Origin of the sequence: Brenneria salicis ATCC 15712 = DSM 30166, assembly GCF_003315515.1 — a bacterium.
Classification (GTDB): Bacteria; Pseudomonadota; Gammaproteobacteria; order Enterobacterales; family Enterobacteriaceae; genus Brenneria; species Brenneria salicis.
In genome coordinates this window covers 37,609-64,124 of record NZ_QNRY01000016.1, presented here as the reverse complement: position 1 = coordinate 64,124, position 26,516 = coordinate 37,609, and the positions used below count along the sequence as shown (strand labels likewise).

The following is a 26,516-nucleotide window of genomic DNA, read 5'->3' as shown; positions in this document are numbered from 1 at the left end:
CTCATCTTGTGAGACCCCACCTTTTCGCGGCCACTACTTACGCGATTTTTCGTCAAGTACACACGAATATCTCTTTTTAGTGGTATTTGTGTGTACTTGATGAAACATACTTATTCAAGTATACGTGAATAACATAATTATGTGATTTTCATGTGGACTTATAAATGGACAGGATCACGGCTATCGAACGTTTAAACGCATTCGATAAGCAAGGGCGCTATGTCTTCACTTCCCGCGATTTAGCCAAAATTTTCCATGAGGATAGCTCCAGAGCATTTAACGCCGGGCTAAATCGTTTGGTAAAAGATGGCATTCTGACCCGTGCGATTCGCGGCGTGTATGTCTATAACCATGCCACAAGCAAAGATGCTTATACGCTAGAGCGTATCGTGTTAGCGCTACGCCGTGGCGAGTATAATTATCTCAGCCTTGAATCCGCACTGTCTGAGTATGGTGTTATTTCTCAAATCCCGATTGACCGCATCACGGTGATGACAACCGGACGTTCAGAAGAACATAAAACGCCTTTCGGGGTGATCGAGTTTACCCATACCAAGCGGCCACCTGAGCAGATTTTGCAGGATACCTATTTTGGCAATTCCCCGTTGCGGCAAGCGACGAAAAAAACTGCTGTGAGGGATTTACGCCGCGTCGGACGTAATACCCATCTGATCGACGAGTCGGAGTTATACCATGAATCAGAAAGTTAACTTTGCCGAACTGGTCAGTAAAGCGGTGGAATCAACTGGGCTTGAAGGCTTGCGCAATGTGGTGGAAAAGGAGCTTTTGCACTATGACATTCTCTACTGTCTGGATAGTGCGGGTTTGCTGGAACAGCTTACTTTTCAGGGGGGAACGTCGTTAAGGTTGTGTTATGGCGCAAACCGCTTCAGTGAGGATTTGGATTTTGCAGGGGGTGTTGCGTTTTCCGGTGCAGACTTGAAGAACATGAAAGCCTGTATCGAAGCGTATTTGGGGAACCGGTACGGCCTTGAGGTCAACGTAAAAGCGCCAAATGCGTTACGCAATGAACCCGGCTATGAGGAAGTGCGTATCGACAAGTGGCAGGTGTCCGTTACCACTGCCCCGGGAAAACGCGATATGCCAAGGCAGCAGGTCAAAATTGAGATCGCGAATATTCCGGCTTATACAAAAACGCCGATGACGTTAAAACGTAACTATGAGGTTTTACCCGATGGTTACTCTGACACGCTGGTCATGTGTAAAACACTTAATGAAGTGATGTGCGACAAACTGGTTTCGCTCGTGGCAACAACAAAATATATCCGCTACCGTGATATTTGGGACTTGCCGTGGCTGCTCCAGCAGAATGCGACTTATGATATCGATCTGATTCGTAAAAAATTCAGGACTACCGAATCCCGAATTATGACGCGCTATTGGCACAGCGCATACAAAGCATCGATCAGATTGTAGGGGATGGCCGTTTTAGCGCTGAAATGCGGCGATTCCTGCCACAAGCGGTATTTGACAGAACGTTGGGGCGCGGGGCATTCAGCCAATATTTAAGTGGCGAATTAAGAGGACTCTTGAGCGCATTACAACTGGCGTTACAAGGAGATGGCGGGAAAGCGCCGTTCGTCATGTAATCATCAGTATCCCAAATAAAAAGATTTTATAAAAAGTAGAATACTCTATTCACCAGATAATTTTATTTTTATAGTTAATAAGTTATTGGATGATAAATTGGTGAACGGGTAACGAGTTAACCGGCCCATTCAGGCCGTGTTATGCATAGCAGGAGCGAGTATGAAAGTCGCATTGGGACAATTCGCCGTTGACCGTGAATGGAAAAACAATCTCGCGACGATATCGTCATTCATGTCAGCCGCCCGGAAAAACAGCGCCGACTTACTGGTGCTGCCCGAAGGCGTATTGGCGCGGGATATCACCAATCCCAACATGGTGCTGGACGCCGCCCAACCCCTTGACGGCCCCTTTATCACCCAGTTGCTGGCCGCCAGTAAAGGCAGCGAGATGACGACGATGCTGTGCGTGCATATTCCGAACGGCGCGGGAAAAGTCTGGAACACGCTGCTGGCGATCCGCAACGGTGAAATCGTTGCGCAGTATCGAAAACTGCATCTGTATGACGCATTTTCCATGCGGGAATCGGAAAATGTGCTGGCTGGCGAGGACATTCCGCCGCTGCTGACCATCGCCGGACTGCATGTCGGCCTGATGACCTGCTATGACATCCGCTTTCCCGAATTGGCCCGACGTCTGGCTTTGGATGGCGCGGACGTGCTGGTGCTGCCCTCCGCCTGGATTAAAGGCCCGTTGAAAGAAGCCCATTGGGAACTGCTGGTGCGCGCCAGAGCGCTGGAAAATACGGTCTATCTCGTTGCTGCCGGAGAATGTGGCGTCAAGAACATCGGTAACAGCATGGTTGTTGATCCATTGGGCGTAGTCGTTGTTCAGGCGCCGGAAGTCCCCGCCCTGCGCTATGCCGATATCCAGCCGGAACGACTGGCTTATGCCCGTCAGATGTTGCCGGTATTGGCTAACCGCCGTTTTAAAAAACCGATGCTTGACGGCGGATCATGACGCCGAATCGCCCCCGCGCACAGGCCTTATCAACGGGGCAACCAAAAAGTGTGATTTGTTGCACATGTTATTTCCCTCTCTTAGCATTCTGAACATATAATGCGCATCCGGTCGCCATCGACCAGAAACCAAACCCATTACCGCTGGTATGGCATTTACCACTCAACAAAGACATGAAAATGAGTATTCGCGCGATCCTTACCTTAGTTCTGGCCGCCGCTGCATTCAGCCAAGCCGCCTTTGCCGTTGTCTACCCACTGCCTGCGGCCAACAGTCGTCTGGTGGGGGAAAATATCGAAATTACCGTTCCGGCAGACAGCACCTTGCCGTTAGAAGCTTTCGCCGCCCAATACCAGATGGGATTGAGCAATTTGCTGGAAGCGAACCCGGATGCGGATGTCTACCTGCCGCGACCAGGCAGCAAGATGATTATTCCCCATCAGTTGATCCTGCCGGATGCGCCGCGCGAAGGTATTGTGATCAATAGTGCGGAAATGCGTCTGTATTACTACCCGAAAGGCAGCAAAACCGTCATCGTTCTGCCTATCGGCATCGGCGAATTGGGTACAGATACGCCGATTAACTGGACGACCTCCGTTCAGCGCAAAAAAGCCGGTCCGACCTGGACGCCGACCGCCAAGATGCACGCCGAATATGCCGCTCGCGGAGAGACGTTGCTGAAAGTGTACCCGGCAGGGCCGGATAACCCGATGGGGTTGTACGCGCTGTATATCGGTAATCTTTACGCCATCCACGGCACCAACGCCAACTTCGGTATCGGCCTGCGCGTCAGCCACGGCTGTGTTCGCCTGCGGGCCGATGACATTAAATATCTGTTCGACCACGTTCCGGTAGGGACGCGCGTACAGTTTATTAATGAACCGGTGAAAGCCACCGTCGAACCGGATGGTTCACGCTATGTGGAAGTCCACCATCCGCTGTCTCGTACCGTGGAAGAATTCCGCTCTGATGCGCCAGCACCTATCAACATTACGGAAAAGGTGAGTAAGGTTCTGGCCGATGCCAGTGTGAATACCCGCGACGTCGATGAAGCAATCAAAACGCGTTCTGGTATTCCGGTCAAAATTAACGGCCTTATCGAACCGGAAACGCCGACTGTTCCGGTTGAATCCGTCGCCGCGCCGGTTGCCCCGTACGCGCAACCGCAGAACGATGCGGCACAAGATAATGCTGTACCGGACGATGCTGTACCGGATGATGCTATGGACGACGCTTTACAAGACGATTCACTACAGGAAAATGCCGCGCCGCAAATAGATGCGACGACACCCGACGCGGAAGTTCACGCGGCGGAAGACGCCAACGTTACCCCTTAATCTGCTGGTTCCGGTTGGAAGCCAGTCTGCGCTTCCAACCGTTTCTTCTCTCATCGCCTCTCACCGCATAAATCCACTTGTCTGTGACGCGCGGGTCGCCGTGCCAGTTTGACCGGAACCAGTCTGCACGTTTACTCACTCAAAGAATGTACACACTGAGAGAATATTTTTGTTTACCTGTTACCTGCATGGATGAAAGGTCGCCATAATGCGAATTCCCGCTATTTTATCTCATTACTTTCAACCGCCATCTCCCCCGGCGCCAAGAGCAAACGAGTCCACGTCATCATCAGTGATGGGTGGTGTCTGCGCCCATATCAAACTCATCGGAAAGCTATAACCCGCGCGCGTTAAAAAGACAGATGAACGATTATCTGCACAAACTCGAACACAGCGCGAATAACGCAATACAACCAGATGCCAGAACGGAAGAAATGCACTTACAAAAATATCTTATCCACGCGCAGAATTATAAGTATGACTTACAGATAGGTCTGCTGAATATCTCGGAAAGCAGAGGTAGGGAACTGAAAAACGCGTTGCAAAATATGGAAAACGACACTAAATGGCACGCCATTGTTAACATTGCCATTGATGATGAGCCAGGCGATACGCCACATAGCGTGGCAATGGAAGCAGAGAAAAAAAATGGAAAGATCTCGTTGGTTGTGGTGGATGCCAATCGCTCCCCTTTCACCGATACAGATATCGCTATACATCTTCCCGGTCTTAATGCGGCATTAACGGTGCTGTACACAGGAACGCAGAAAACCCTTTCTGGCTGCAAAATCTTTGCGCTTAACGACGCCAAAGCGATGGCGCGCAATGAAGACGCCATTGCGCGTGTCCACCAGCAAAACTATGCAAAAATAGATGAAGACGATGAGTATAACCCCGACGATGCAGGCAGCCTGACGACACGCGAATTTAAACATGTACTGCCTGCGGATTTTTATCAGTTGACAACATCGCGCAGAGTCTTTAATTCATTGCCGGCATCAATACAAAACCAACTCAGCGATCATTTTCATCAGCATCTCAATACTCGCGCCACCGGTGAAAATGGCGGCTACGCCGAGGAAGTGACTTACAATACCGCCATAGAAGATCAAAGAATCGCGTTCGCCAGAGATGCGTTGGCATGGCTGGAACAAAGATGATGTTCCCCATCATAGGCTGGCGTGCGCAACGCGGTTCTACAGACTATGGCGGACGGAACGATAATAGAGCACGCTTGAAATCAGACACAGCGTATAACCAAACAGTTCGGCGCCTTCTTCCGCTATATTTTTCACGGTACGCACATATCCCTCATTCATCAGCGTCAGCCATAGTCTGTTCACGCCGATCAGTCGGGAAAAAACCAGAACCGCCAGCAATCCACTCACCATATAGCCATAAGCTGGGTGCTTGAAAAAATGCGCTAACCCGGCGAGGGTGCTTTTTCTCGACCACAGGGCATAACCAATACAGCCGATGGCGCACAGCATGGCGAAATAAAACCAGCTACCCTGAGCGATAACATCCAGCAAAAAATCCATTTCCCGGATAAACAGACAAAAAAAGAATCCGGCGATCAGCAGATAACCACCGCGATACAGCGCCGATTTAATCGCCATACCAAGAAATAATCCGCCGGTTAACAGTAATAACAACTCCTGGGAAAATTCGGTAACGGATATCTCTCTCATATCGTTATGCAAAACCAGCACATCAACAAATATCAGGAGTAACACCAGCCCGACAACCACAGCCAGCATCAGGAAAAAAAGCAGACTACGAATAATAATATCAACCTCTTTACTCATGTTTTCTACATCCAAACAAATACTCAACAAGGCGGGATTTTATCATTCAGCAAAAGAGAGGAATGGGCCGTTGATGCGACATGACAGTGGGATATAAGGGTTGCAGGGGAAAATGGCAGGCGAATAGAGTACTCATCTGCCAATATGAAGAATTAAATCAAAGCGGCTTCTTTCAGTTCGCTTTTCAGGTAAGCGTAATAAATTGGCGCGGCAATCACGCCGGATAACCCAAAAGCCGCTTCAAATATCAGCATCGCCAACAAGATTTCCCAGGCATGCGCCTTGATCCGGGTTCCGACGATTTTTGCGTTCAGGAAATACTCTAACTTGTGAATCAACATCAGATAGGCCAACGCAATCAGAGCGATCGGCAGTGAAATGGAAAGCGCTGAAATGAAGACAATGGAATTGGAGATCAAATTACCGATGACCGGCAACAAACCAAACACAAACGTCAGTATCACCAGCGTTTTCGAAAACGGCAGATGAATACCAAAACACGGCAGCGCGCCCAGAATGAAAATGGCGGAGAGGGCCGTATTCACCGCAGAGATTTTGACCTGCGCAAAAACAATGTTGCGGAATGATGCGGACAACAATACGATTCGGCGCAGCAACTCCGCTTTAAGCAACGACCCTTCCTCATTATTATCAACGTTATATAAAGAAATAATCGCCCCCAGCACCATGCCAATCAGCATCGTGACGAAACCATGCAGAAAACTTTTCCCCATGTTCTGCAAGATGGGGATGTGCTGCTGAATCCATAGTAAAAATTCATGCTGGAGTTCTTCGACACTCACCGGCAGGTATCCCGGCAAATAGTGCATCAACTGTCGCTGGATATCATTGAGGACATAGGCGATACGCAGGTTAAAGGCGGTGGTGTCTTTCATTTCCTGCATCAGTAACCCTACCAGACTGCCGAACAGCAGGCTCAACAGGCTGACGACCAACGTACTGATAATCGCCACCACCATCCAACGCGCCCGTTTGCCGCCAATCACCTTTTGAAAATAGGGCGTCAGCAGGTTCACAATTTCGTAAACCAGAAAACCGGCGATGAAACATGTGAGTAAACGCAACGGCAGTAGAATCAACAGGCCGCCCATAATAAAGAAAAAGCTCAGCAATCGGGCTTGTTTCAAATTCAGTAACTGCATAATGACGTCCTGTATTCGTAAGAAACGCTAAATAGGCATGCACGGCCCTTCGTCAGTGATGTCCTGACTATCTGGCGCGGAGATGAAAGCGGTTTTTATAAAAGATGGCGGGAATATCCTGCACAACCGATAACCGGAAACTGCCATACAGACCACAAACGGATGGGTAAGGGACTATTTTTAGCCTTTTGCCGCAGAAACGCCAGCGAGTTTTAACGCGAACTGATATCAACCCACCAGCCGAAACGTTTTGTTACTTTGATGGGTAACGCGCGAATCAGCGCATCCAACAGACGATCGCGCTCATGCAACGGGAAGACGCCGGAAATCCGTAACCCAGCCAGCGACTTATCCACATGGAAATAACCATGATGATAGCGGGATACTTCATCGATCAACCGCGCCAGCGGCATGTTATCAGCCACCAGTATGCCTAAGCGCCAACTCTGGCGGAAACTCTCGGCAGGCACAGGCGCATCGCACCGTTCGTGAGTAAAGACGACCTGCTGGCCCGCCGTCACTCGCCGGGTCAACGTCGCGGTGTGCAACACCGCCTCACCGCCAAAGACGGATAAGAAACTCTGAGTCGGGGTGTAGCGCACAGCAATTTGACAAGGCGGCGGCGCATCAATCCTGCCATGTGATGTCATCAGGCGGATCGGCTGAGTAGTGCGGTTTTCCAGCATCAATTCTCCCTGAATGAGTGTAAACGTCACTTTGTCCCGTTGATTCAAGGCTGAGTCCGTATTCAACCATATGGTCAGGCCATCGGCGATCGTTAACTCACGGGTTTCTCCCGTACCGGTTCGATAATCGGCGGCATAGCTTTCCCAAGGCAGACTGACGCCGACGCCGCCAGTAATACCGGCAATTACCAGCAGTTTGAGCAAGCGGCGGCGCTCAACGCCACGTTTGTTCAATACCGAAGAAGCCAGTTGGCTATCGACCTCATGAAAGCGCGCATGAATCTGCTCAACCTGCCGCCAGGCCACACGATGTGTTTCATCACGCCCCAGCCACTGACGCCAGGCCTGTCGATCGAATTCGGTGCACGTTTCATCATACAGGATGGCGTACCACTCTGCCGCAGCCTGTAAAACCTCTTTTGGGATATCGGATTCGGTCGCGGAGATCATAGATCCTGACAAAGCAAACAATTAAGCATCGCTTGCGCCATGTACTTTTTCACCATTCTTTCAGAAACCGTCAACCGCTCAGCGACTTGCTGGTAAGTCAATCCGTCAAGATGCACCCACAGAAAAGCCTGACGGACTTTGGCGGGCAGCGTCGCCAGCATACGGTCAATCTCAAGCAACGCATCGATGGTCATGGCCTGCTGTTCGAGCGAGGGGACAACGGCAAGTTCCTGCTCAGCCAACACCTGAAGATAGGCATTTTCGATATCTTTACGTCGCCAGTGATTCACCACCAAACCGTGCGCCACCGTGGTCAGCCAGGCGCGTGGTTCTCTGAGTTGCGTTGCCTGGTGCCGGCTGATAAGACGTAAAAACGTATCCTGCGCCAAATCAGCCGCTTGTTGCGAACACCCCAAACGCCGCCGCAACCATGCCTGTAGCCAAGAATGGTGCTCATGATAAATCTGCTGAACCCGTAAAGACTCAGTCTGATTTGACTCAACAAACGCGGGACGATTCACGGAAATGACTCAACCTGATAGCAATGAAATGATTTTCATTATCATTATCGGTAAAGTCAATGAATATTCGCGGTAACAGGAAGCCAGAAGGCTTCCTCCGGCCAACTACCAACTACCAACTACCAACTACCAACGATAACTGATATTCGCGCTGACATTGCGCCCTTCGCCGTAGTAACACCAGAAATCACAGGCGCTGACATATTCCTTATTGGTCAGATTGGTGGCATTCACCTGCAAACGCCAGTTTTTAGTGAAATCATAGGCAATCATGGCATCCCACAATGTGTAAGCGGGTACTTTCAGATCGGAGCTTTCGGTTTTATCGCCGAAGGTGCTCCCCACATAACGCACGCCGCTGCCAATGGTGAGTCCTTCAAGCCGCCCGTTAAAGGCATAGGCGATCCAGGTCGAGGCATTATGCAAGGGCAAGCCGGGTAAACGGCTCCCACTTTCCCCGGCAACACCGGAGTTGGTGGTTTCCACTTCGTTATACGTATAGTTGGCGGTTACCGTTAAGCCCTGATATACCTCGCCGCTGAACGCCAATTCAATGCCGCGGGAACGGGCTTTGCCCGCCTGAACCCGGCGAATAGGATTATTGATATCCGTGGTCAGGATATTATCCTGACGTAAGTCGAAGATTGCCGCCGACGCGTAACCATTAAAACCATCAGGCGTGTATTTCACCCCCCACTTCCGTCTGCTTACCCATCGTCGGTTTATATTGCTGGCCGGATGCATCATAGTCGGCAATGGGCTGGAAAGATTCCGCATAGCTGATATAAGGCGATAATCCTTTATCAAACAAATACATCAGACCCGCTGTCTTGGTGAATTTGTCATCATCCGTGCGGGAATCGTTACCCATGATTTCATTTTGGGTACGGGATTTGGACTGATCGTAACGACCACCCAGCAGGAGAATCAGTCTGTCGTTATATTTTATCTGATTCTGAATATAGTAACCATTTTGGTGGCGGCCGGAACGGTGGTAAGAGAGTTGGTCGTCTCGCAAGGTATAGTTGCCATAAACCGGATTAAAAATATCAATCGGGTCGCTGATAAACTGGTACTGCGCGCTGTTATAAGGAGAGAGATCGGCATCATGGCTCTGCGTATTGGAACGGCGATAGTCAAACCCCAGCAACAAAGTATTCTCAATATCGCCAAACCGCCACTCACCCACCATCCGATTGTCGAGCGCCCAATTTTGCGCGAACCCGTCACGGTAGGTCAGTCCGCGGCTCGCGTGCCGGTCATCCACCTGTCCCATCGCATACACGCCGCGTAAGTCCAGATTCTGATAGGCATAATTTACGTTCTGCTGAAACATCCAGGTATCGTTCAAATGGTGGGTCAACTCATACCCAAGAGTAAACTGGCGCGTATTGTGACGGTTTAAATCAGGTTCGCCGAGAGAGGTTTTATAGCCCACTTTGCCAAACGGCGTATTATGTAACGTACCGTAAGGCAACTTGAATCCATTGGTCATCCCGGACTGCGTACCCATATAACTCGCCAGAACCGTTAGCTCGGTATCCTCACCAAGGAAAGTGATGCTCGGCGCCAGATAGAAGCGTTTACTGTTCGCAAAATCCACTTCGCCGGACGTATCACGCGCCAACGCCACCACACGATACAATATCGAACCGTCGTCATTGAGCGGCCCGGCACTTTCGATTGCCAGATGGCGATAATCGTCGGAACCGTATTCCAGTTCAATCAGTCTTTGCGGCAAACGTGTTGGCCGTTTGGTGATGACGTTAACCAGGCCTCCCGGCGGGTTTTGCCCGTAAAGTACCGATGCCGGCCCTTTCAGCACTTCGATACGCTCAACGCCAAAAGGCTCCATTTGTTGGGTATAAAAACCATCTTCATTCAGGGTGCTTAAACCGTTTTGAAAACGGTTCTGATCACTGAATCCCCGAATACTTATCCATTCGGTTTTATTATCCGGTCCGTAGGGCGTAGCCAGAATACCGGCGCTATAACGCAAAGCCTGATCGATTTTTTGCGCCCCACGCGTCTGGATCTGCGTATCGGTCACCACCGAAACGGCGCGCGGAGTTTCCGATAACGGCACATCCAGCTTCAAAGCCGTATTCGGCGGCGCCGTCACCACGATCTGTTCGTTTTTAATCTGCGCCGCGGCAGAAGCGGGTACGGGCGCGCCGGCGGATTGCGGCGCCAGCGTTACGCCGCCATCGGCGCTGTATTGCGCGGCCAGACCGCTATCAACGAGAATATGCTGAAATCCCTGCTGCACATTATAACTGCCTTGCAACCCCGAACTATTCTTGCCCGCCGCCAATGCCGGATCATAAGCAAGCAACACGCCCGCCTGTTGTGCGAACTGATTTAACACCTGATTCAGCGGACCGGCCGGTACAGCATAGGAAGGATTGCACATTTGCCGCGGAAGCGGCGTATACCGACACAACGGGCAACGCCATACTGCAAGCCGCCCCCAACAGCGCAACTCGTAAGGCGCGAGCCAACAAGTGAGTACGAAATCCCGCCATACATTTATCCCCTTATCTTGATGAATTATGGTTTTCAGAAGATATGCCAACCGAACGAACACCAAGGGGAACCACAAAGCGAAAAATAATTGAAAAACGCCAGACTATTCTGTTTGCCGAGGTTAAGAGAAGAAAGAATAAGAAGTCTGGTATTCCATTGTTTTTATTTTATTGACTGGCGCAAACAGTGCGTCAGGGGTAAGCCCCTGAACAACACCATCTGGAAAAATGATAAGGCAAAGATAATTATAGATTATCAGGTCAAGAAAGGAGCCAATATAACTAAGGCGTGACGACGGTAAGATTATACATGTAATCGATTACTATTTATTTGCATCGATTTTGATTCATATATCGATAATATTACTTATAGCGATATTTTTCACTGAAAGCGGCATAATATTGTATTAAGCCTGCGTGCATCCACGTTATCAGGAAGCCAGATTTGTGGTTGGCTCCGGCGATTCCTGGTTCAGGATTAACAATGACAACACACGGTTTTCAACATTCAGTTTGGAAAAGGACAAGGTGCCCAATTGTCTTTTGGTAAAACCATCAGACAGCAAGTCAGAGACGACTTGCGTGCTTAATACCTCAGAATTGGTCATGAAATCCTGATAAGCAAATTTCACATTAATCGGCAGTACATCATCAATGGAAACCTGCGCATTCATTTCAGCATGCAAGCCAAAGTGGGCATTAAACGCTGAATTGGCACAAACCACTGTGCACTTTTCATCGATAACCGCCACCGCGCGCCGCTCATTCTCAACAGGTTGGCTTAGCATGCTGATGAGCTCATTACTGCCAAATATCAGACTCATTATTTCCTCTGCTTCATGCTACGTAGAAGGTATCGCCCAGCACTGCGGTGAACATTGCTCACAGCATGCTATCGATAAACATCAAACTCGCCGGAGATCGCGCAACATCCGGTACAGTGTCGTTATCTAAATTGTTTCGTTCTGAAAACCGGATCTGATTGAATAAAAACAAAAAAAATAACAGTTAGCCTTTACTTTCGTCCGGCTGACGCAATAATTCGTTTCAGCCAGCTGGTGGACGGACACTTCATCGCCCTATCACCTCCATAGATTATAGATTATCTATACTCAGTTGCTCTTTGATAATCAGATAAATCTATTTTATTAATGGCTAACAGATGCACAACAATGAGAACGAAAATGCAACATTCAAATTCATCCTTGCAGGCAAATCGTGAATATCAACAGAAATATACCTCGAACGGTAATGTCACTATCGGTTGAATAACAGGGATCTTTATGCTTTTTGATCGTAAATGGCGATCGAAAACTTAATAATAATAGATGCAAACTATTGAAAACAATAAATTGATCGTCAAGTGCTCATTGACGAACACCGTATACCCATAATTTTCATATTGTGACGAATATCACTTATGAGATTCGCGTCTTTACCTACTAATTGTCTATTTCATGAACAGATTGGCTATCCTTTGAGTAATTCTTCGGTGCTTTTTCCTTTTTTGCATGATCTATCGCGCAAAAAAGGAACAAAAGTGAACAACTAACTATGTTTAACTAGTCATTGACATATCCTTAACATATTTAAGGAGAAGCAATATGACTCAACATCTTAAATATACAATCCCTGCCTCAATTGCGGGAAATGCACTGATAAATGCCGACAAATATAAAAAAATGTATCAGCATTCCGTCGACGATCCCGCATCCTTTTGGGGAGAACAGGGGAAAATCGTTGATTGGATCAAGCCTTATCAACACGTCAAGAACACATCGTTCGATCCCGGCCACATCCGTATTCGCTGGTTTGAAGACGGTACGTTGAATGTAGCCGCCAACTGCCTGGATCGCCATCTCGCCGAACGTGGCGATCAAACAGCGATCATCTGGGAAGGCGATGACGCAGAAGAAAGCAAACCGATCACTTATCGGCAATTGCATCAATCCGTTTGCCGTTTCGCCAACGTACTGAAGTCTCAGCAGGTCAAAAAAGGCGATGTGGTGGCCATCTATATGCCGATGGTGCCGGAAGCCGCTGTCGCAATGCTGGCCTGCGCGCGTATCGGCGCCATCCATTCTGTTATTTTTGGCGGTTTCTCGCCGGACGCCATCGCCGGACGCATTATTGACTCCAACGCCAAACTGGTGATCACCGCAGATGAAGGCGTCCGCGCCGGACGGGTGATCCCACTGAAGAAAAACATTGATGAAGCGCTGAAAAACCCTGCGGTCGCCACCATCACCAGCGTCATCGTATTCCGCCGCAGCGGAACACCGGGTGAATGGGAAACCGGACGTGATTACTGGTGGCATGAGTTGATGGCGCAAGCGGGCGATCATTGTCCGCCAGAAGAGATGAACGCCGAAGATCCGCTGTTTATCCTTTATACCTCCGGCTCGACCGGCAAGCCCAAAGGCGTGCTGCATACCACCGGCGGTTATCTGGTTTACGCCGCGCTGACGTTCAAATACGTCTTTGATTATCATCCGGGTGATGTTTACTGGTGTACCGCGGATGTCGGCTGGGTGACCGGCCACAGCTATCTGCTATACGGCCCGCTGGCCTGCGGCGCCATTACCCTGATGTTTGAGGGCGTTCCCAACTGGCCGGACGCGCGGCGTATGGCGCAGGTTATCGACAAACATCAGGTCAATATTCTTTATACCGCGCCCACCGCTATCCGCGCGTTGATGGCGGAAGGCGACAAGGCGATTGAAGGCACGTCACGCGCGTCCCTGAAGATCATGGGCTCCGTCGGCGAACCGATTAACCCGGAAGCCTGGGAGTGGTACTTCAACAAGATTGGTAACGGGAAATGCCCGATCGTGGATACCTGGTGGCAGACAGAAACCGGCGGCTTAATGATTACCCCGCTACCCGGCGCGATCGAAGCCAAGCCCGGTTCCGCGACACGTCCTTTCTTTGGCGTGCAACCCGCGCTGGTGGACAATCTCGGCAACCCGCAGGCGGGCGTCTGCGAAGGCAATCTGGTCATCATCGATTCCTGGCCCGGTCAGGCAAGAACCCTGTTCGGCGATCATGATCGGTTTGAGCAAACCTACTTCTCTACGTTTAAGGGGATGTACTTCAGCGGGGACGGCGCGCGTCGTGACGAAGACGGCTACTACTGGATCACCGGTCGTGTTGACGATGTGCTCAATGTTTCCGGTCATCGTCTGGGGACGGCGGAAATCGAGTCCGCGCTGGTCGCTCATCCGAAAATCGCCGAGGCCGCGGTGGTCGGCATTCCGCACCATATGAAAGGTCAGGCCATCTATGCCTATATCACGCTCAATCACGGCGAAGAACCGTCCAGCGAGCTTTACGCGCAAGTGCGTAACTGGGTGCGCAAAGAGATAGGGCCGATCGCCACGCCTGATATTATCCACTGGACAGACGCTTTGCCGAAAACGCGTTCCGGTAAAATTATGCGCCGCATTCTGCGCAAAATCGCCGCGGGCGACACCAGTAATCTGGGTGATACCTCCACCCTGGCCGATCCGGGCGTGGTGGAAAAACTGCTGGAAGAAAAACAGGCTATGAGCACGTCCTCGTCTTGAGGATCGCGCCGATTTCCGCTGACCGAGGGCCAGGATTAAATAAAAAAACGACACGGGGCATCGCCGCGTGTCGTTTGTTCCAGCCGAATGCTAGATAACCATATTCAGCAGCAGACAACCAATCAGCCCGCACACCGCAATGATGGTTTCCAGTACCGACCACGACCTGATGGTTTCACCGATGGTCAGATTAAAATATTCTTTAAACAACCAGAAACCGGGATCGTTGACGTGAGAGAAGATAACGCTGCCGGAACCCACCGCCAACACCATCAGTTCCGGGCTCACGCCGGTGATAGTCAACAACGGCGCGACAATGCCGCCCGCCGTCATCGCCGCCACGGTCGCCGACCCCAATGCCAGACGCAACGCCGCGGCAATCACCCATCCCATCAACAGCGGCGACATTGTGCTGCCCGCCATCAACGTCTCAATATATTTCGCCACGCCGCCATCGACCAGAATCTGTTTAAAGGCGCCTCCGCCGCCGATAATCATCAGCATCATGGCGATAATCTTGATCGAATCGCCAATGGTATCCATCACCTGTTCCATCGAGCGGCCACGGTTAAGGCCGAAGGTAAAGATGGCGACCAACACGGCGATCATGGTTGCCATCACCGGATCGCCCAGAAATTCAGCGTAAGATAACAATGCATGGCCTTTAGGCAACGTCATCTCGGCAACGGCGCGACCAGCCATCAGGATCACCGGGATCAGAGTGGTCGCCACGCTGATGCCGAAGCCAGGCATTTCACTCTCGGTAAAGACTTTCGGGTTGTGCAAGCCTTCGGGAACCGGCTTATCGATGCTTTTCAGGAAGCGGGCATAAACCGGACCGGCCAGAATGACGGTCGGGATAGCGATTAATGTCCCGAACAGCAGGGTTTTGCCCATATCGGCTTTAAACAAGATACTGATCGCGGTCGGGCCGGGATGCGGCGGCAACAGCGCATGGGTTACCGACAACGCCGCCGCCATCGGCACACCGATAAACAGCAGCGGAATACGCGCAGCCGCCGCAATCGTGAAGACTAACGGCAACAGCAGCACAAAGCCGACTTCATAGAACAAGGCGAAACCGACCACAAATCCGGTCAGCACCACGGCCCACTGGATACGATCTTTGCCGAATTTTTCAATCAGCGTGGTGGCGATGCGTTGAGCGCCCCCGCAGTCAGCCAGCAATTTGCCCAGCATGGCGCCAAACCCCATGATCAGCGCCAGGCTTCCCAATGTGCCGCCCACCCCATTTTTAATGGAAGTGATAACGCCGTTGACATTGAAGGCGCCCTGAGTGGTATAACCGAGGGCAAGACCGACCGCCAGTGAAACCAGTATCAATGAAATAAAACCGTTCAACTTGCAACGGATCATCAGTAGCAGTAGTAGGGCTACGCCAATCGCTACAATGATTAATGGCATAATAATTCTCCGGTATAGGTATCGTACAGTTCCGACCCAGTTATCACAGGTAATAAAAAATTATATTTATCATAAAGATAAAATTATTTTTTATGCTCCGGCACCACATGTCGTTTAAAAACATTCACGCTGTTTTTTTCATGTTTTATCTACAATAACCAACATGATTGTTTTTCGTTCTCTTTGTGACATTAATCACACCCTTGTTTGTTACCGGTATCATGATACCGGTAACGTGATAAAATAAGGAACTATTGAGAAGGCTAAATATTCATTTTGAGATAGAGATCAAACTTATGGCGGGACAAAGCATCATTATCATGGGTGTGTCGGGTTGCGGTAAATCCAGCGTAGGCGCAGCCATTGCCCACGCATTGGGGGCTAAATTTATCGACGGAGATGATCTGCATCCACGGGCTAATATTCAAAAAATGGCCAGCGGTCATCCATTAGACGACAACGATCGCGCGCCGTGGCTCGAACGGCTAAGCGATGCGGCTTATAGCCTGCGCCATAAAAACGAGGTCGGTCTAATCGTCTGCTCCGCGCTGAAGCGTCGCTATCGCGACCGTCTGCGTGAAGACAATCCGGAAATGCTTTTCCTGTATATGAAAGGCAGCTTCGAGGTCATTATGGAACGTCTGAAAGCGCGCGCCGGTCATTTTATGCCCACCGATCTGCTGAAAAGCCAGTTTGAAGCGCTGGAAGAACCGGCGGCTGACGAAGCTGACGTCGTCCCTATCGATATCAGCGGCAGCTTCGACGAGGTCGTCGCTCAGGGCGTTAGCGCCTTGCGCAATGCTGGCGTGATATCCCGTCGCTAAGGGGTTTAAATACTTTCTCCGTGCAGGATGGTGAACCCCAAATCAAACCGTTGCGGGATCACCGTTTCTCCGCGTAAACGGGTAAGAAGCCGCTCCGCCGCGACTTGCCCCATTTTTTCTCGCGGCGTCAATACGCTGGTCAGTTTTGGCACCATCGACTGACCGATATCGTGGCCGTGAAAACCGGCAATCGCCATATCTTCGGGAATACGCAGCCCCTGACGCTGGCACTCAAAGGCGGCGCCGATGGCGATATCATCGTTGGTGCAGAACAGGCTATCGGTATCGGGATAGCGCTGACGCGCCTCCTTCATCAATTCACCGCCCAGACTGTAGGCAGATGAACGCTCCGTACACACGCTGCGAGGCGTCAGGCCGTAATCGCGCATGGCCTGCTCATAACCCTGCATTTTGATAATGGTACGCTCATCCTGACGGGCGCCGAGATAAACCGGACGGGTGTGGCCATATTCCAGTATGGTTTTGGTCATCTGGTAGGCCGCCTCATGGTTATTGAATCCGACCGCCAGATCGATACATGGCGATTCGCTATCCATGATTTCAATCACCGGAATGCCCGCCACCTCAATCATCTTCCGCGTTCGTTCAGTGTGGCCGCGCTCAGCCAGGATCAGTCCGTCGATATTATAGGAAAGCAGGGACGTCAGCCGCCGTTCTTCACGTTCGACGTGATAACCATAGTGCGCCAGCATGGTCTGGTAGCCATGAGAGTCCGTCACGCTTTCAATACCGCGCAACACTTCGGCAAAGACCTGATTGGTCAGTGAAGGCAACAATACGCCAATCGCCCGGCTGGTGGCGTTGGACAAAATTTCAGGTGCGCGGTTAGGAATGTAGCCAAGCTCATCCAGCGCGGCGGCTATCTTGCCGCGCAACGCCGCGGAAACCATGAGCGGATCGCGCAGATAACGGCTAATCGTCATCTTCGTGACGCCGACTTGGTTGGCCACATCCTGTAGTCCAGGTCTTTTTTTCTTCATTTTCAATCAATTAAGATATCGTCGTCCGGTAACATAGTTTAACAAAGAAAATCGGCTCTGTCTGTTGTCCATGCGGTTCAGTCCGTTGCCCTGAAGAATCTCTGATGCGGTAATCATGGTGGCATTTTCAGTGCACACCCTTTATCCGTTATTTTTGCTAAATTAATGGTTGGATTTTTATAAAAAGATTTTTCAGCGCAATTCGCCACGACCTTGCTGGTATTTTCGACTGTCATTACTTAACCAGAATTTACTTATTCCGTTCGTTTTCCTGCTCATTATCAATCTTATCTGCGGCCAGAATTTCAGGGTGCCTTAATGCGCCTTTGACGCTGACGGAAAAATACCCGGATACGGCCAGAAAACCACAATGTGACTCTCGTCACAAAACCACTTAAACGCGGGCTGAATCGAGTAAAGTTGGTGATAAAAAGGCATTGTTACCGGTATCATTCGAGTATATAGTAACCTTATTGCATAAAAGCGTACCTTGATGCGCGAAGTAAATCAGGTGAGAAACCGATTATGTCAATAAGCCAGTAAATAAGGTAAAACCCGGTTGGACTTTAAATAAGCCGATGTATTTCTCTATTCACCCGCTGAAAGTTTATCCGTGTTCCGTCATTAGAACGATAACGCTGTTTATCTCAAAAAAAAATAACAACACCGGGTTTAACCCGGCGGCACAGCTATTTATTTTCGGCGCGATCAGCGTTTAACGATTTAATTCATCAATCTTGAAGCAAATGGGGCATAGCATGAATCCTACCGTTGCACGCGTTACCCAGAACATCATATCGCGTTCTCAGGCCGACAGAGCCAGGTATCTGGCCAACATTGACGCGGCAAAAAGCAAAACCGTACACCGTTCGCAGTTGGCCTGCGGTAATCTGGCCCACGGGTTCGCCGCCTGCTCGCCCGATGATAAGTCCGGCCTGAAGAACATGGTTAAAAGCAATATCGGCATCATCACGTCCTATAATGATATGTTGTCCGCGCATCAGCCGTATGAACATTACCCCGCCTTGCTCAAAGAAGCGCTGCATTCCGTCGGCGCTATCGGTCAGGTGGCCGGGGGCGTGCCGGCCATGTGCGACGGCGTGACGCAGGGACAGGACGGTATGGAACTGTCTTTGTTCAGTCGTGATTTGATCGCCATGTCAGCGGCGATCGGCCTGTCTCACAATATGTTTGACGGCGCCCTGTTTCTCGGCGTGTGCGATAAGATTGTCCCCGGTCTGTTCATCGCTGCGATGGCGTTCGGCCACCTGCCCGCCGTCTTCGTGCCAGCCGGCCCGATGCGTACCGGTATTTCCAATAAAGAGAAAGTGCGTATCCGCCAACTGTATGCCGAAGGTAAAGTTGGCCGCGACGCGCTACTGGAATCCGAAGCCAGCGCCTACCACTCGCCCGGCACCTGCACCTTCTACGGCACCGCAAACTCCAACCAGATGGTGATGGAGATCATGGGGCTGCACCTGCCCGGTTCGTCTTTTGTCTATCCCGATATTCCGCTGCGCCACGCGCTGACCGAAGCCGCCGCGCGTCAGGTGACCCGTATGACGCAAACCGCCGGCGATTATTTGCCGGTAGGTCGTCTGGTGGATGAAAAAGTCATCGTCAACGGTATTATCGCGTTGCTGGCGACCGGCGGTTCAACCAACCACACCATGCATCTGGTCGCGATGGCGAAAGCCGCCGGGATCAACATCACCTGGGATGATTTCTCTGAATTATCGGAAGTGGTGCCGTTGCTGTGCCGCATTTATCCCAACGGCCCTGGCGATATCAATTATTTTCAGGCAGCCGGCGGCGTCTCGCTGTTGATCCGTGAGTTGATGCAAGGCGGTCTGCTGCATGAAGACGTCCATACCGTCGCCGGTTTCGGCTTGCAGCGCTATACGCAGGAACCGTTCCTCGAAGACGGCAAACTGGTGTATCGCGACGGCCCGCACGCGTCGCTGGATAAAGAGGTGATCGCGACGCTGGATACGCCGTTCGTCAAGCACGGCGGCACCAAGGTGTTATCCGGCAATCTGGGTCGCGCAGTGATGAAAACCTCCGCCGTCCCTGAAGATCATCAGGTCATTCAAGCGCCAGCGGTGGTGTTTGAAAGCCAATATGATATTGATGCGGCGTTCAATGCCGGAAAACTGGATCGGGATTGCGTGATCGTGGTGCGTTTTCAGGGGCCGAAGGCGATCGGTATGCCGGAACTGCATAAGCTGATGCCGCCGCTGGGCGTGTTGATGGATCGCGGTTTTAACGTCGCGCTGGTCACCGATGGCCGTCTGTCCGGCGCGTCCGGCAAAGTGCCTGCGGCAATCCATGTCACGCCGGAAGCATATAGCGGCGGTCTGCTGGCTAAAGTGCGGGATGGCGATAGGATTCAGGTTGACGGCATTCGCGGCGAAATCAATCTGTTGGTGGATGAAGCAGAACTGGAACGCCGCAGCGCGGCGCAGCCTGATTTATCCGCGTCACATGTTGGTACGGGACGTGAACTGTTCAGGGCGTTGCGGGAAAGCATCACCGGGGCGGAACAGGGCGCCAGTTGTCTCTGACGTTAAACGTCTGACTTGCCGGACAATCCGGCGAGTCAGACGCCTGATTAAAACGCGATTTCCCGGATTAACACCGCCGACGCCCAGCGCCAGCCGCGAACCAGCAGGCTTTGCGCATCGCCCTCCACCACCACCGTTCCGCATACTATCTGTTGTTGACTCTGCTGTTGCCGCTGACCGTCGGCAGGCAAACTGAGCACCACCCGGTAGACGGCTTGTTCAGGATGCAGTTTACGCTGCCCATCGCTCAACGTGGCGATATCGCCGCCGTAGATCGAGGTCAGTTCCGGTACCGCGCTCAGATCGCGCGTCGCCGTATGGTCGATATCCACGATCGTCACCGGCAACGCGGGGCTGCTGACGTCACGTGGATAAAAATGCCCCTGCCCGCCGGTTTTCAGGCGCTGCCAGTCTTTTTCCGATACGAAGGCTTCAACCAGACCGCTGGTCGGTTTGGTTATCACCGCCAGCCATTCGCCCTGCGCCAGCCACTCGCCGGTTGCCAGCGGCGTCGCCATATCCGCCACCACGCCGCTTATCGGCGCCTTGACGATCAACTGCACCGATTGTCTTTGCAACACACTGAGCCGTTGCCGGGCGGCGTCATATTCCTGTTTCACCCGTTGATGTTCGGCCACGGCTTCCTTGTTGAACACCTGAAACGCCCCTTGCCAGTTCAGCGTCGCTATCTGTCGCGCCAACTGTTGCTGTTCGTGCGACAACTCGTCGGCGGATAACGTAAACAGCACTTGTCCCGCCTGCACCGGTTGACCAACCTGAACATCAATACGCTTTATCATCGCGGGCAGCGGCATATACAGGCTGCTTTGTTGTTCAGCACGCAACAGCGCCGGGGCGTAAACGCCGCGCTGCCAGGGGAGGATCAACACCAGCAGTAATACGCAGCCGGATGTCAGCGTCACGATCATATTCCGGTTCATACGATAATCCTTGCGGCGTTTACGCCATTCACGCAGTTCGTTCACCACCGGCATCACCACGAAGTAACCCATTTCCACGGCAAACAGCACGATGCCCAGCAGTTTGAATGTCATGTGATAAACCAGCAGGGCGATGCCGGTAAACAGAAAGAAACGATAAATCCAGACACAAAAGGCGTAACCCACCAGCGTGCGCCGCAACCAACGCGGGAAAAACTCCGGCGGTTCATCGCCCAGCCCGAATAACCATTCGCGCAACCGCCAACGCGCCAGGGCAAAGCCCCGGTTTTGCAGATTCGGGATCTGTAACGCGTCGGACAGCAGAAAATAACCGTCAAAACGCATCAACGGACTGAGATTAATCACCAGCGTCATTACCCAGGTGGTGGTCGCCAGCATAAAGGCCGCGCTACGCAGCATGCCGTCCGGCAGGAAACTCCAGGCCAACGTCGCCCATGCCGCCAGCGCCAGTTCAGTCAGCATACCGGCGGCGCCAATCGCCATGCGCTGCCGATGGAGGGTCAGCTTCCATGAACCAGACGTATCGGTATACAACACCGGCATCAACACCAGAAACGCGACGCCCATCGTGGCGACTTTCGCCCCGAAACGTTTACAGGTATAGGCGTGTCCGAACTCATGCAGAATTTTGGTGAACATCAGCGTCAGCCCCGCCAGCGCCGCCCCTTCCAGCGAAAAAAAGTACAGAAATGTATGCTTGAAGGTTTCCCACTGACGGCCAGCCAGAAACAGCCCCAGCAACGCCGCGCCCAGCGTCAGAATGAAAAAGCCGCGGCTGAAAAAAGGCGTCGCCCACGGCAAGGTTGCCGCCAGAAAGCGATCCGGGTGCCACAGGGGAATACGAAAGAAAAGATAATTATTCAACAGCTTACGGCCTATTGAGGCGCGCATTTTCGCCTGTTGTCGTCCAAGCCGGGCCAGCGCCTCGTCACCCGCGACGCGCAACAGATTATTGGCCTGCAAAAACTGGTTGAAAGACCGGACGTCGCTATCGTCAATAACCAGCGTTGATGCACGGTTCACCCCGGCGACAATCCGGGCGGCGCTGCCCAGCGACCAACGCGACAACATCGCCATTTCCGCCCAACCAATACGAAAAAATAATCCGCGCAACGGATCTTCCAGCGTCCAACTGGGCGATCCATCGCGGTTGGCAGGGCCGGGGTGCAGGATCAGTTCATCACGCAAGGCGCCAAGCCCGGCGGCGTCGGGTTGAGCGGCGGATGACGCTTTCGGCATGGCTAGCTGACGCATTACATGCCCAGCCATACGCGCAGCGAAGCCAGCGGCTTACGCAACAGATAGACAATCATCAGCGTGCGCTGACCATACACTTTCGCCGTGCCTTGCAGCCCGACGCGCAATTGCGGATCATCCTGGGTAAAACGCGCCCTCAGCCGGTAGGCCATCACATTGTCCGGCGTCAGCGCGGCCCGGTAGCCAATCTGCGCCAGTTGCGCCCGTTGCGCCGCATTCGGCGCGACATTGAGAAACAGGCGGACATCCGCGCCCTGTTCCAGCGCGATGGCATCGGCGGCGGGCAGTTGGATCTCCAGTTCGACATCACGCGGATCGGCAATCATCATGATCCTTTCGCCCACCGCCACGGAACGCCCGATCCAGTCGCTGGCGTCATCAAAGATCGCCACGCCGTCGCGCGGGGAAACCAGTTGCATCCGTTCCAGTTGCCGTTGCAGAAAACGCATGTCGCTCTGCGCCTGCTCGCGCCGACTTTGCAACACCGCCAGACTTGCTTTGCTATTGGCGTCAAACAGCGCCTGTTGCTGCGCCTGACGATACTGGGCGTCCGCGGTGGCAAACGCCTGCCGGGAAGACTCCAACCGGTTTTCCAGTTCGCGGGCATCCAGCCGCACCAGCGGTTGATTGGCGGAAATCTGCTGATTGGGCCGCACCAGAATAGCGTCCACCACCCCGGCCACCGGCGCACGCACCATCACCGGACGGTGCGCGACAATTTCCGCCGGCGCCAGCACCGAATGGCGCACCGGGAACAACAGCGCCAGCAATAGCGCGATCGCGCCCGCCAGTATCAGGCGTCGCCGCCTGGGATGACGTTTGGCGTCGGCGCGCCGGGTATTGCGCAAGCTGATCCACGCATGGGAATAGGCATCCGCCAGCTTTTCCAGCAACAGCAATTCCGCTGGCTGCCAGGCGCTGTCGCGGGCCAGAATCAGCACCAGCGGGGTTTCGGTTTCTCCTTGCGGACGTCGCAACGGCAACCAGAGTAAAAATTCAGGCAGATATTCCTGCCACAGCAACTGGTCATTAACGGGAAGATCCCGCCAGCGCAAGGATTGAGTCTGACGATCTTCCTGCTGCCACTGACGGCACAGGCGACCAAATTCGATGCAAAACGGCGCATTATCATCAATGGACGCCAGCCCGGAAGCGGTACGCAGACGCTGTGTTTCACAATCCCACAACAACGCCTGACGATATTTCACCAGCCCGTGCGTATCGTTGACCATCAGGAACGCCAGTTCGTCCGGCGTTTCCCGCGCTCTGGCCCGGCTTTGCAACTGCAATAACTCCGCCAGCACCGCCAACCGGCTATCCGACTCGTTTGCCGCCCGCGCCGCCGTGTGATTACCGGTCATGGCGCGTCGCCTGCCGCTGGCGGCGCGATTTGCGCCACCCCGCTCATCCCCGGCAACAGTCCGGCGGTGGATTGGGTAATACGGCCAAACACTTTCACCGATTGACTGACGGGATCGACCGCCGAGGAGATACGACTGATTTGCGCCGCATAGCTCAACCCGGTTTCATCCAGCGTCACCTGAAACGCATTGCCTTGTTTTAACCACACCAGCCAACGGGAAGGGACGATCATTTCCAGTTCAAAGGCGCTGTCATCGTAAATCGCCAGCAGTTCCTTGCCTTCCGCCACCGATTCCCAGCGTTTTACCCGGGTTTCCGTAACCCGGCCGGAAAACGGCGCTTTGATGGCGCAACGTTGCAACATGGCGCGGTTGACGCCGCTTTCCGCCTGCGCCATGACAACCGCCGAGCGCGCCTGATCCACGTCAGACAGGCTAATCGAATTGAGCTTATCCAACCGGTTGGCGATCGTCAGTTTCTTATGCGCCGCATTTTCGGCGGCGGCGGAATAGTTCAGTTTTTCCTTCAACACCGCACAGTCGAACGTCAGCAGCGTATCGCCCTGTTTAAAATGCTCGCCCTCTTTTACCGTAATATCGGTGATTTTAGCGGCAATTTCGCTGGACAGAACGGTATAACGCTGGGCGCTAAGCTGTACGCGAATATCGCCGGACTCCGCCGCCAGCGCCATCAGCGGCGCCATTAACGCGCCGGCCAGTCCCCATGACCGCCGTCCCATCAGCGCGTTCCTCCTGCCTGTAAGGATTGCAGGTTATCCCACATGTCGGTATTCACCACGCGATACGGCTTCACGCTGGCGGTCGCGGGCGTCGCCGCCGGATTACCGACAACGGACGTCGCCGTCGCCGCGGCTGGCGCGGGCGCGGCGACCAGCGCCAACCGGGGAACCGGCAGCGCGCCGCGTTCAATATTCCCGGTGGTGTGGGCGATAGTGTTGCTCAATGCGGCCAGACTGGTATTGCTGACGTTATCGGGCAGCACATCCAGCCCCGCGGCCTGATACACCGCGCCTAACGCATTCTGTACCTGCGCAAAGCTACGGTCGCGCGCGCGCGTGGTGAGGATGGTTTCCGTGCTGACGCGCACCTGCTCCATCTGCGTCGCCGCCCGGTTTTGCACCGTCAGTTCGGTCTGATGAAGGATCCCGCGCTGAATACGCGCCAGTTCCTGATAGCGATTGAACATGCGCGTACTTTGCCGATACTCCTGCCACGCCACATTCACCTGGGTCAATACCGCCATGCGCAGCGCCTGACGCCGCACCTCCGCCAGTTCTTCGTTCGCTTCGCCCGCACGTTTCACCGGCGACCAGGCGAGCACATTGAGCAGGTTGCCGCTCACCTGAACACCCGCGTTGGCCCACTGATGATTGACCAGATAACTGTTGCTGTCGCCATTGATCCCGGCGAACAGCGAGACGCCCGGCAACAGGCGCAACAGCGATTTACGGGTTTCCAGCACCGCGTTGCGCGCCAGATAGCTTTCCTCACGCACCTCAGGCCGTTGCACCATCGAGAAGTTTTCCAGATCGTCGAGGGTATAGGCCAGTTTCGGCGTGACCAGACTGCTTTCGCCGGGGACGACCACATCAAATTTGCTGGCGGGCGATAAGTTCATCAATGATGCCAGCCGGGACTTGGCCATCACCAGATCGCTATCGACGATCTCAAGCTGGCGCACCATTTCCAGCATGTTTTTTTGGAAACGCAGCGCTTCTACCGGCGCCAGCAAACGCTGCTGCTCGGTCTGACGGGCGTAGGCCAGCGCCTGACGCGCCTCTGCCAGCGCCGCCGTCACCTCCGGCTGCAAACGTTGGGCGCTGGCCGCTTCCCAATAGGCGGTGCGTACCTGACGGGTAATGTCCGCCACCACGCGGCGACGGCGCTCTTCGGCGGCCAGAGACTTATTCGCCTGTACTTTGGCGTTGAAATAACTGATGCCGAAATCCAGCACATTCCAACTCAGCGACAGATCTGCGCTGCGCAGGGCTTTATCCTGACTGGTGGACGCTTCCAGCGACTGCTCGCCGGTGGTCACCGACTCACTGCTGGAACCCGCCACATTGTTGCGCGTTTGCAGCCCGGCCCGCGCCGCCAGCTTCGGCAACATATCCAGACTGGAAACGCCGATCAGGTTATCCTCCATCGCCTGTTCCATTAACGCGACCCGCTGTTGCAGGTTGTATTTCAGCGCGCGGGCAATCGCTTCATCCAGCGTAATGATGCCGCGTACCGGCTCCTGATCGGCGAACATCCGCGTGCGATCGCTTAATGCCTGCGCCACTTGCTGCTCCGTCGTCACCGGTTCAGGTTTTACCGCACAACCGGCCAGTCCCAGACAAGCCAGCGCGACGGCCACTTTCAGCGCCTGAGAACCGGCGGATGTTGGCTTGCCAGCCGTTCTTTGCCGACTCTCACAGAGTTTTGCTATGTGCTGATTCACCAGGGTTCTCCCCATCTCATGTCGTGTGTTGATA

20 protein-coding genes and 1 pseudogene are annotated in these 26,516 nt (G+C 52.9%); 8 read left to right on the top strand and 13 right to left on the bottom strand.

The window, feature by feature from the left end:
- Positions 1 to 164: 164 nt before the first annotated feature.
- From abiEi to DES54_RS09045, 5 genes and pseudogenes are all read left to right on the top strand, one after another.
- The gene (abiEi, locus tag DES54_RS09065) at positions 165 to 710 is read left to right on the top strand and encodes a type IV toxin-antitoxin system AbiEi family antitoxin (protein WP_113866612.1); all 546 of its coding nucleotides are present in this window, start codon (positions 165 to 167) and stop codon (positions 708 to 710) included.
- Positions 694 to 1,610: pseudogene (locus DES54_RS09060) on the top strand (nucleotidyl transferase AbiEii/AbiGii toxin family protein). The gene abiEi and the pseudogene DES54_RS09060 overlap by 17 nt, the downstream one beginning before the upstream one ends.
- A 160-nt stretch (positions 1,611 to 1,770) precedes the next feature.
- Entirely contained in the window at positions 1,771 to 2,568 is a 798-nt protein-coding gene (locus DES54_RS09055) for a deaminated glutathione amidase (protein ID WP_113866610.1), read from the top strand.
- Positions 2,569 to 2,741: 173 nt separating this feature from the next.
- Complete coding sequence (locus DES54_RS09050; protein ID WP_205680209.1) at positions 2,742 to 3,905, top strand: L,D-transpeptidase family protein; 1,164 nt, start codon at positions 2,742 to 2,744, stop codon at positions 3,903 to 3,905.
- A gap of 362 nt (positions 3,906 to 4,267) precedes the next feature.
- Positions 4,268 to 5,065, top strand: coding sequence for a YopJ family acetyltransferase (locus tag DES54_RS09045; RefSeq protein ID WP_113866606.1), 798 nt, complete (start codon positions 4,268 to 4,270; stop codon positions 5,063 to 5,065).
- Between the two features lie 36 nt (positions 5,066 to 5,101).
- On the opposite strand, the gene DES54_RS09040 is transcribed toward DES54_RS09045, so the two are convergent.
- From DES54_RS09040 to DES54_RS09015, 7 genes are all read right to left on the bottom strand, one after another.
- Positions 5,102 to 5,713 (bottom strand): hypothetical protein, encoded by a 612-nt coding sequence (locus DES54_RS09040; RefSeq protein ID WP_113866604.1) that lies wholly within the window; start codon positions 5,711 to 5,713, stop codon positions 5,102 to 5,104.
- 152 nt (positions 5,714 to 5,865) lie between these two features.
- Positions 5,866 to 6,876 carry an AI-2E family transporter gene (locus DES54_RS09035; protein WP_113866603.1) on the bottom strand — a complete coding sequence of 337 codons (1,011 nt, stop codon included), beginning with the start codon at positions 6,874 to 6,876 and terminating at the stop codon, positions 5,866 to 5,868.
- A gap of 212 nt (positions 6,877 to 7,088) precedes the next feature.
- On the bottom strand, positions 7,089 to 8,012 hold the full coding sequence (locus tag DES54_RS09030; RefSeq protein ID WP_113866601.1) for a DUF4880 domain-containing protein: 924 nt from the start codon (positions 8,010 to 8,012) through the stop codon (positions 7,089 to 7,091).
- A complete protein-coding gene (locus DES54_RS09025; RefSeq protein ID WP_113866599.1) occupies positions 8,009 to 8,533 on the bottom strand; it encodes a sigma-70 family RNA polymerase sigma factor in 525 nt (174 codons plus the stop codon). The genes DES54_RS09030 and DES54_RS09025 overlap by 4 nt, the downstream gene beginning before the upstream one ends.
- A 126-nt stretch (positions 8,534 to 8,659) precedes the next feature.
- Positions 8,660 to 9,223 carry a TonB-dependent siderophore receptor gene (locus DES54_RS19100; RefSeq protein ID WP_240634983.1) on the bottom strand — a complete coding sequence of 188 codons (564 nt, stop codon included), beginning with the start codon at positions 9,221 to 9,223 and terminating at the stop codon, positions 8,660 to 8,662.
- Positions 9,207 to 10,901 (bottom strand): TonB-dependent siderophore receptor, encoded by a 1,695-nt coding sequence (locus DES54_RS09020; RefSeq protein ID WP_240634984.1) that lies wholly within the window; start codon positions 10,899 to 10,901, stop codon positions 9,207 to 9,209. Before DES54_RS09020 ends, DES54_RS19100 begins: the two co-directional genes overlap by 17 nt.
- Positions 10,902 to 11,489: 588 nt before the next feature.
- Positions 11,490 to 11,882, bottom strand: a complete 393-nt coding sequence (locus DES54_RS09015; protein WP_113866597.1) for a transcriptional regulator — start codon at positions 11,880 to 11,882, stop codon at positions 11,490 to 11,492.
- 780 nt (positions 11,883 to 12,662) lie between these two features.
- On the opposite strand from DES54_RS09015, the gene acs reads away from it, so the two are divergent.
- Positions 12,663 to 14,624: an acetate--CoA ligase gene (gene acs / locus DES54_RS09010; protein WP_113866595.1), complete on the top strand. Its 1,962-nt coding sequence runs from the start codon at positions 12,663 to 12,665 to the stop codon at positions 14,622 to 14,624.
- A gap of 90 nt (positions 14,625 to 14,714) precedes the next feature.
- Here acs and gntT read toward each other — a convergent pair whose 3' ends face one another.
- Positions 14,715 to 16,049, bottom strand: a complete 1,335-nt coding sequence (gntT, locus tag DES54_RS09005) for a gluconate transporter (protein ID WP_113866593.1) — start codon at positions 16,047 to 16,049, stop codon at positions 14,715 to 14,717.
- A gap of 296 nt (positions 16,050 to 16,345) precedes the next feature.
- Here gntT and DES54_RS09000 point away from each other — a divergent pair, with 296 nt between their 5' ends.
- Entirely contained in the window at positions 16,346 to 16,873 is a 528-nt protein-coding gene (locus DES54_RS09000; RefSeq protein WP_113866591.1) for a gluconokinase, read from the top strand.
- 5 nt (positions 16,874 to 16,878) lie between these two features.
- Here DES54_RS09000 and gntR read toward each other — a convergent pair whose 3' ends face one another.
- Positions 16,879 to 17,874 (bottom strand): gluconate operon transcriptional repressor GntR, encoded by a 996-nt coding sequence (gene gntR / locus DES54_RS08995; RefSeq protein ID WP_113866589.1) that lies wholly within the window; start codon positions 17,872 to 17,874, stop codon positions 16,879 to 16,881.
- Between the two features lie 758 nt (positions 17,875 to 18,632).
- Here gntR and edd point away from each other — a divergent pair.
- Positions 18,633 to 20,438, top strand: a complete 1,806-nt coding sequence (edd, locus tag DES54_RS08990) for a phosphogluconate dehydratase (protein WP_113866587.1) — start codon at positions 18,633 to 18,635, stop codon at positions 20,436 to 20,438.
- 47 nt (positions 20,439 to 20,485) lie between these two features.
- Here the strand turns inward: edd and DES54_RS08985 are convergent, their stop codons facing one another.
- The 4 genes from DES54_RS08985 to DES54_RS08970 are packed head-to-tail and all read right to left on the bottom strand — an operon-like array spanning position 20,486 to position 26,482.
- Positions 20,486 to 22,654: an HlyD family efflux transporter periplasmic adaptor subunit gene (locus tag DES54_RS08985; protein WP_240634985.1), complete on the bottom strand. Its 2,169-nt coding sequence runs from the start codon at positions 22,652 to 22,654 to the stop codon at positions 20,486 to 20,488.
- On the bottom strand, positions 22,654 to 24,018 hold the full coding sequence (locus DES54_RS08980) for an efflux RND transporter periplasmic adaptor subunit (protein ID WP_113866585.1): 1,365 nt from the start codon (positions 24,016 to 24,018) through the stop codon (positions 22,654 to 22,656). Before DES54_RS08980 ends, DES54_RS08985 begins: the two co-directional genes overlap by 1 nt.
- Positions 24,015 to 24,758, bottom strand: a complete 744-nt coding sequence (locus DES54_RS08975; protein ID WP_113866583.1) for an efflux RND transporter periplasmic adaptor subunit — start codon at positions 24,756 to 24,758, stop codon at positions 24,015 to 24,017. Before DES54_RS08975 ends, DES54_RS08980 begins: the two co-directional genes overlap by 4 nt.
- Positions 24,758 to 26,482, bottom strand: a complete 1,725-nt coding sequence (locus DES54_RS08970; protein ID WP_427846339.1) for a TolC family protein — start codon at positions 26,480 to 26,482, stop codon at positions 24,758 to 24,760. Before DES54_RS08970 ends, DES54_RS08975 begins: the two co-directional genes overlap by 1 nt.
- Positions 26,483 to 26,516 lie beyond the last annotated feature (34 nt).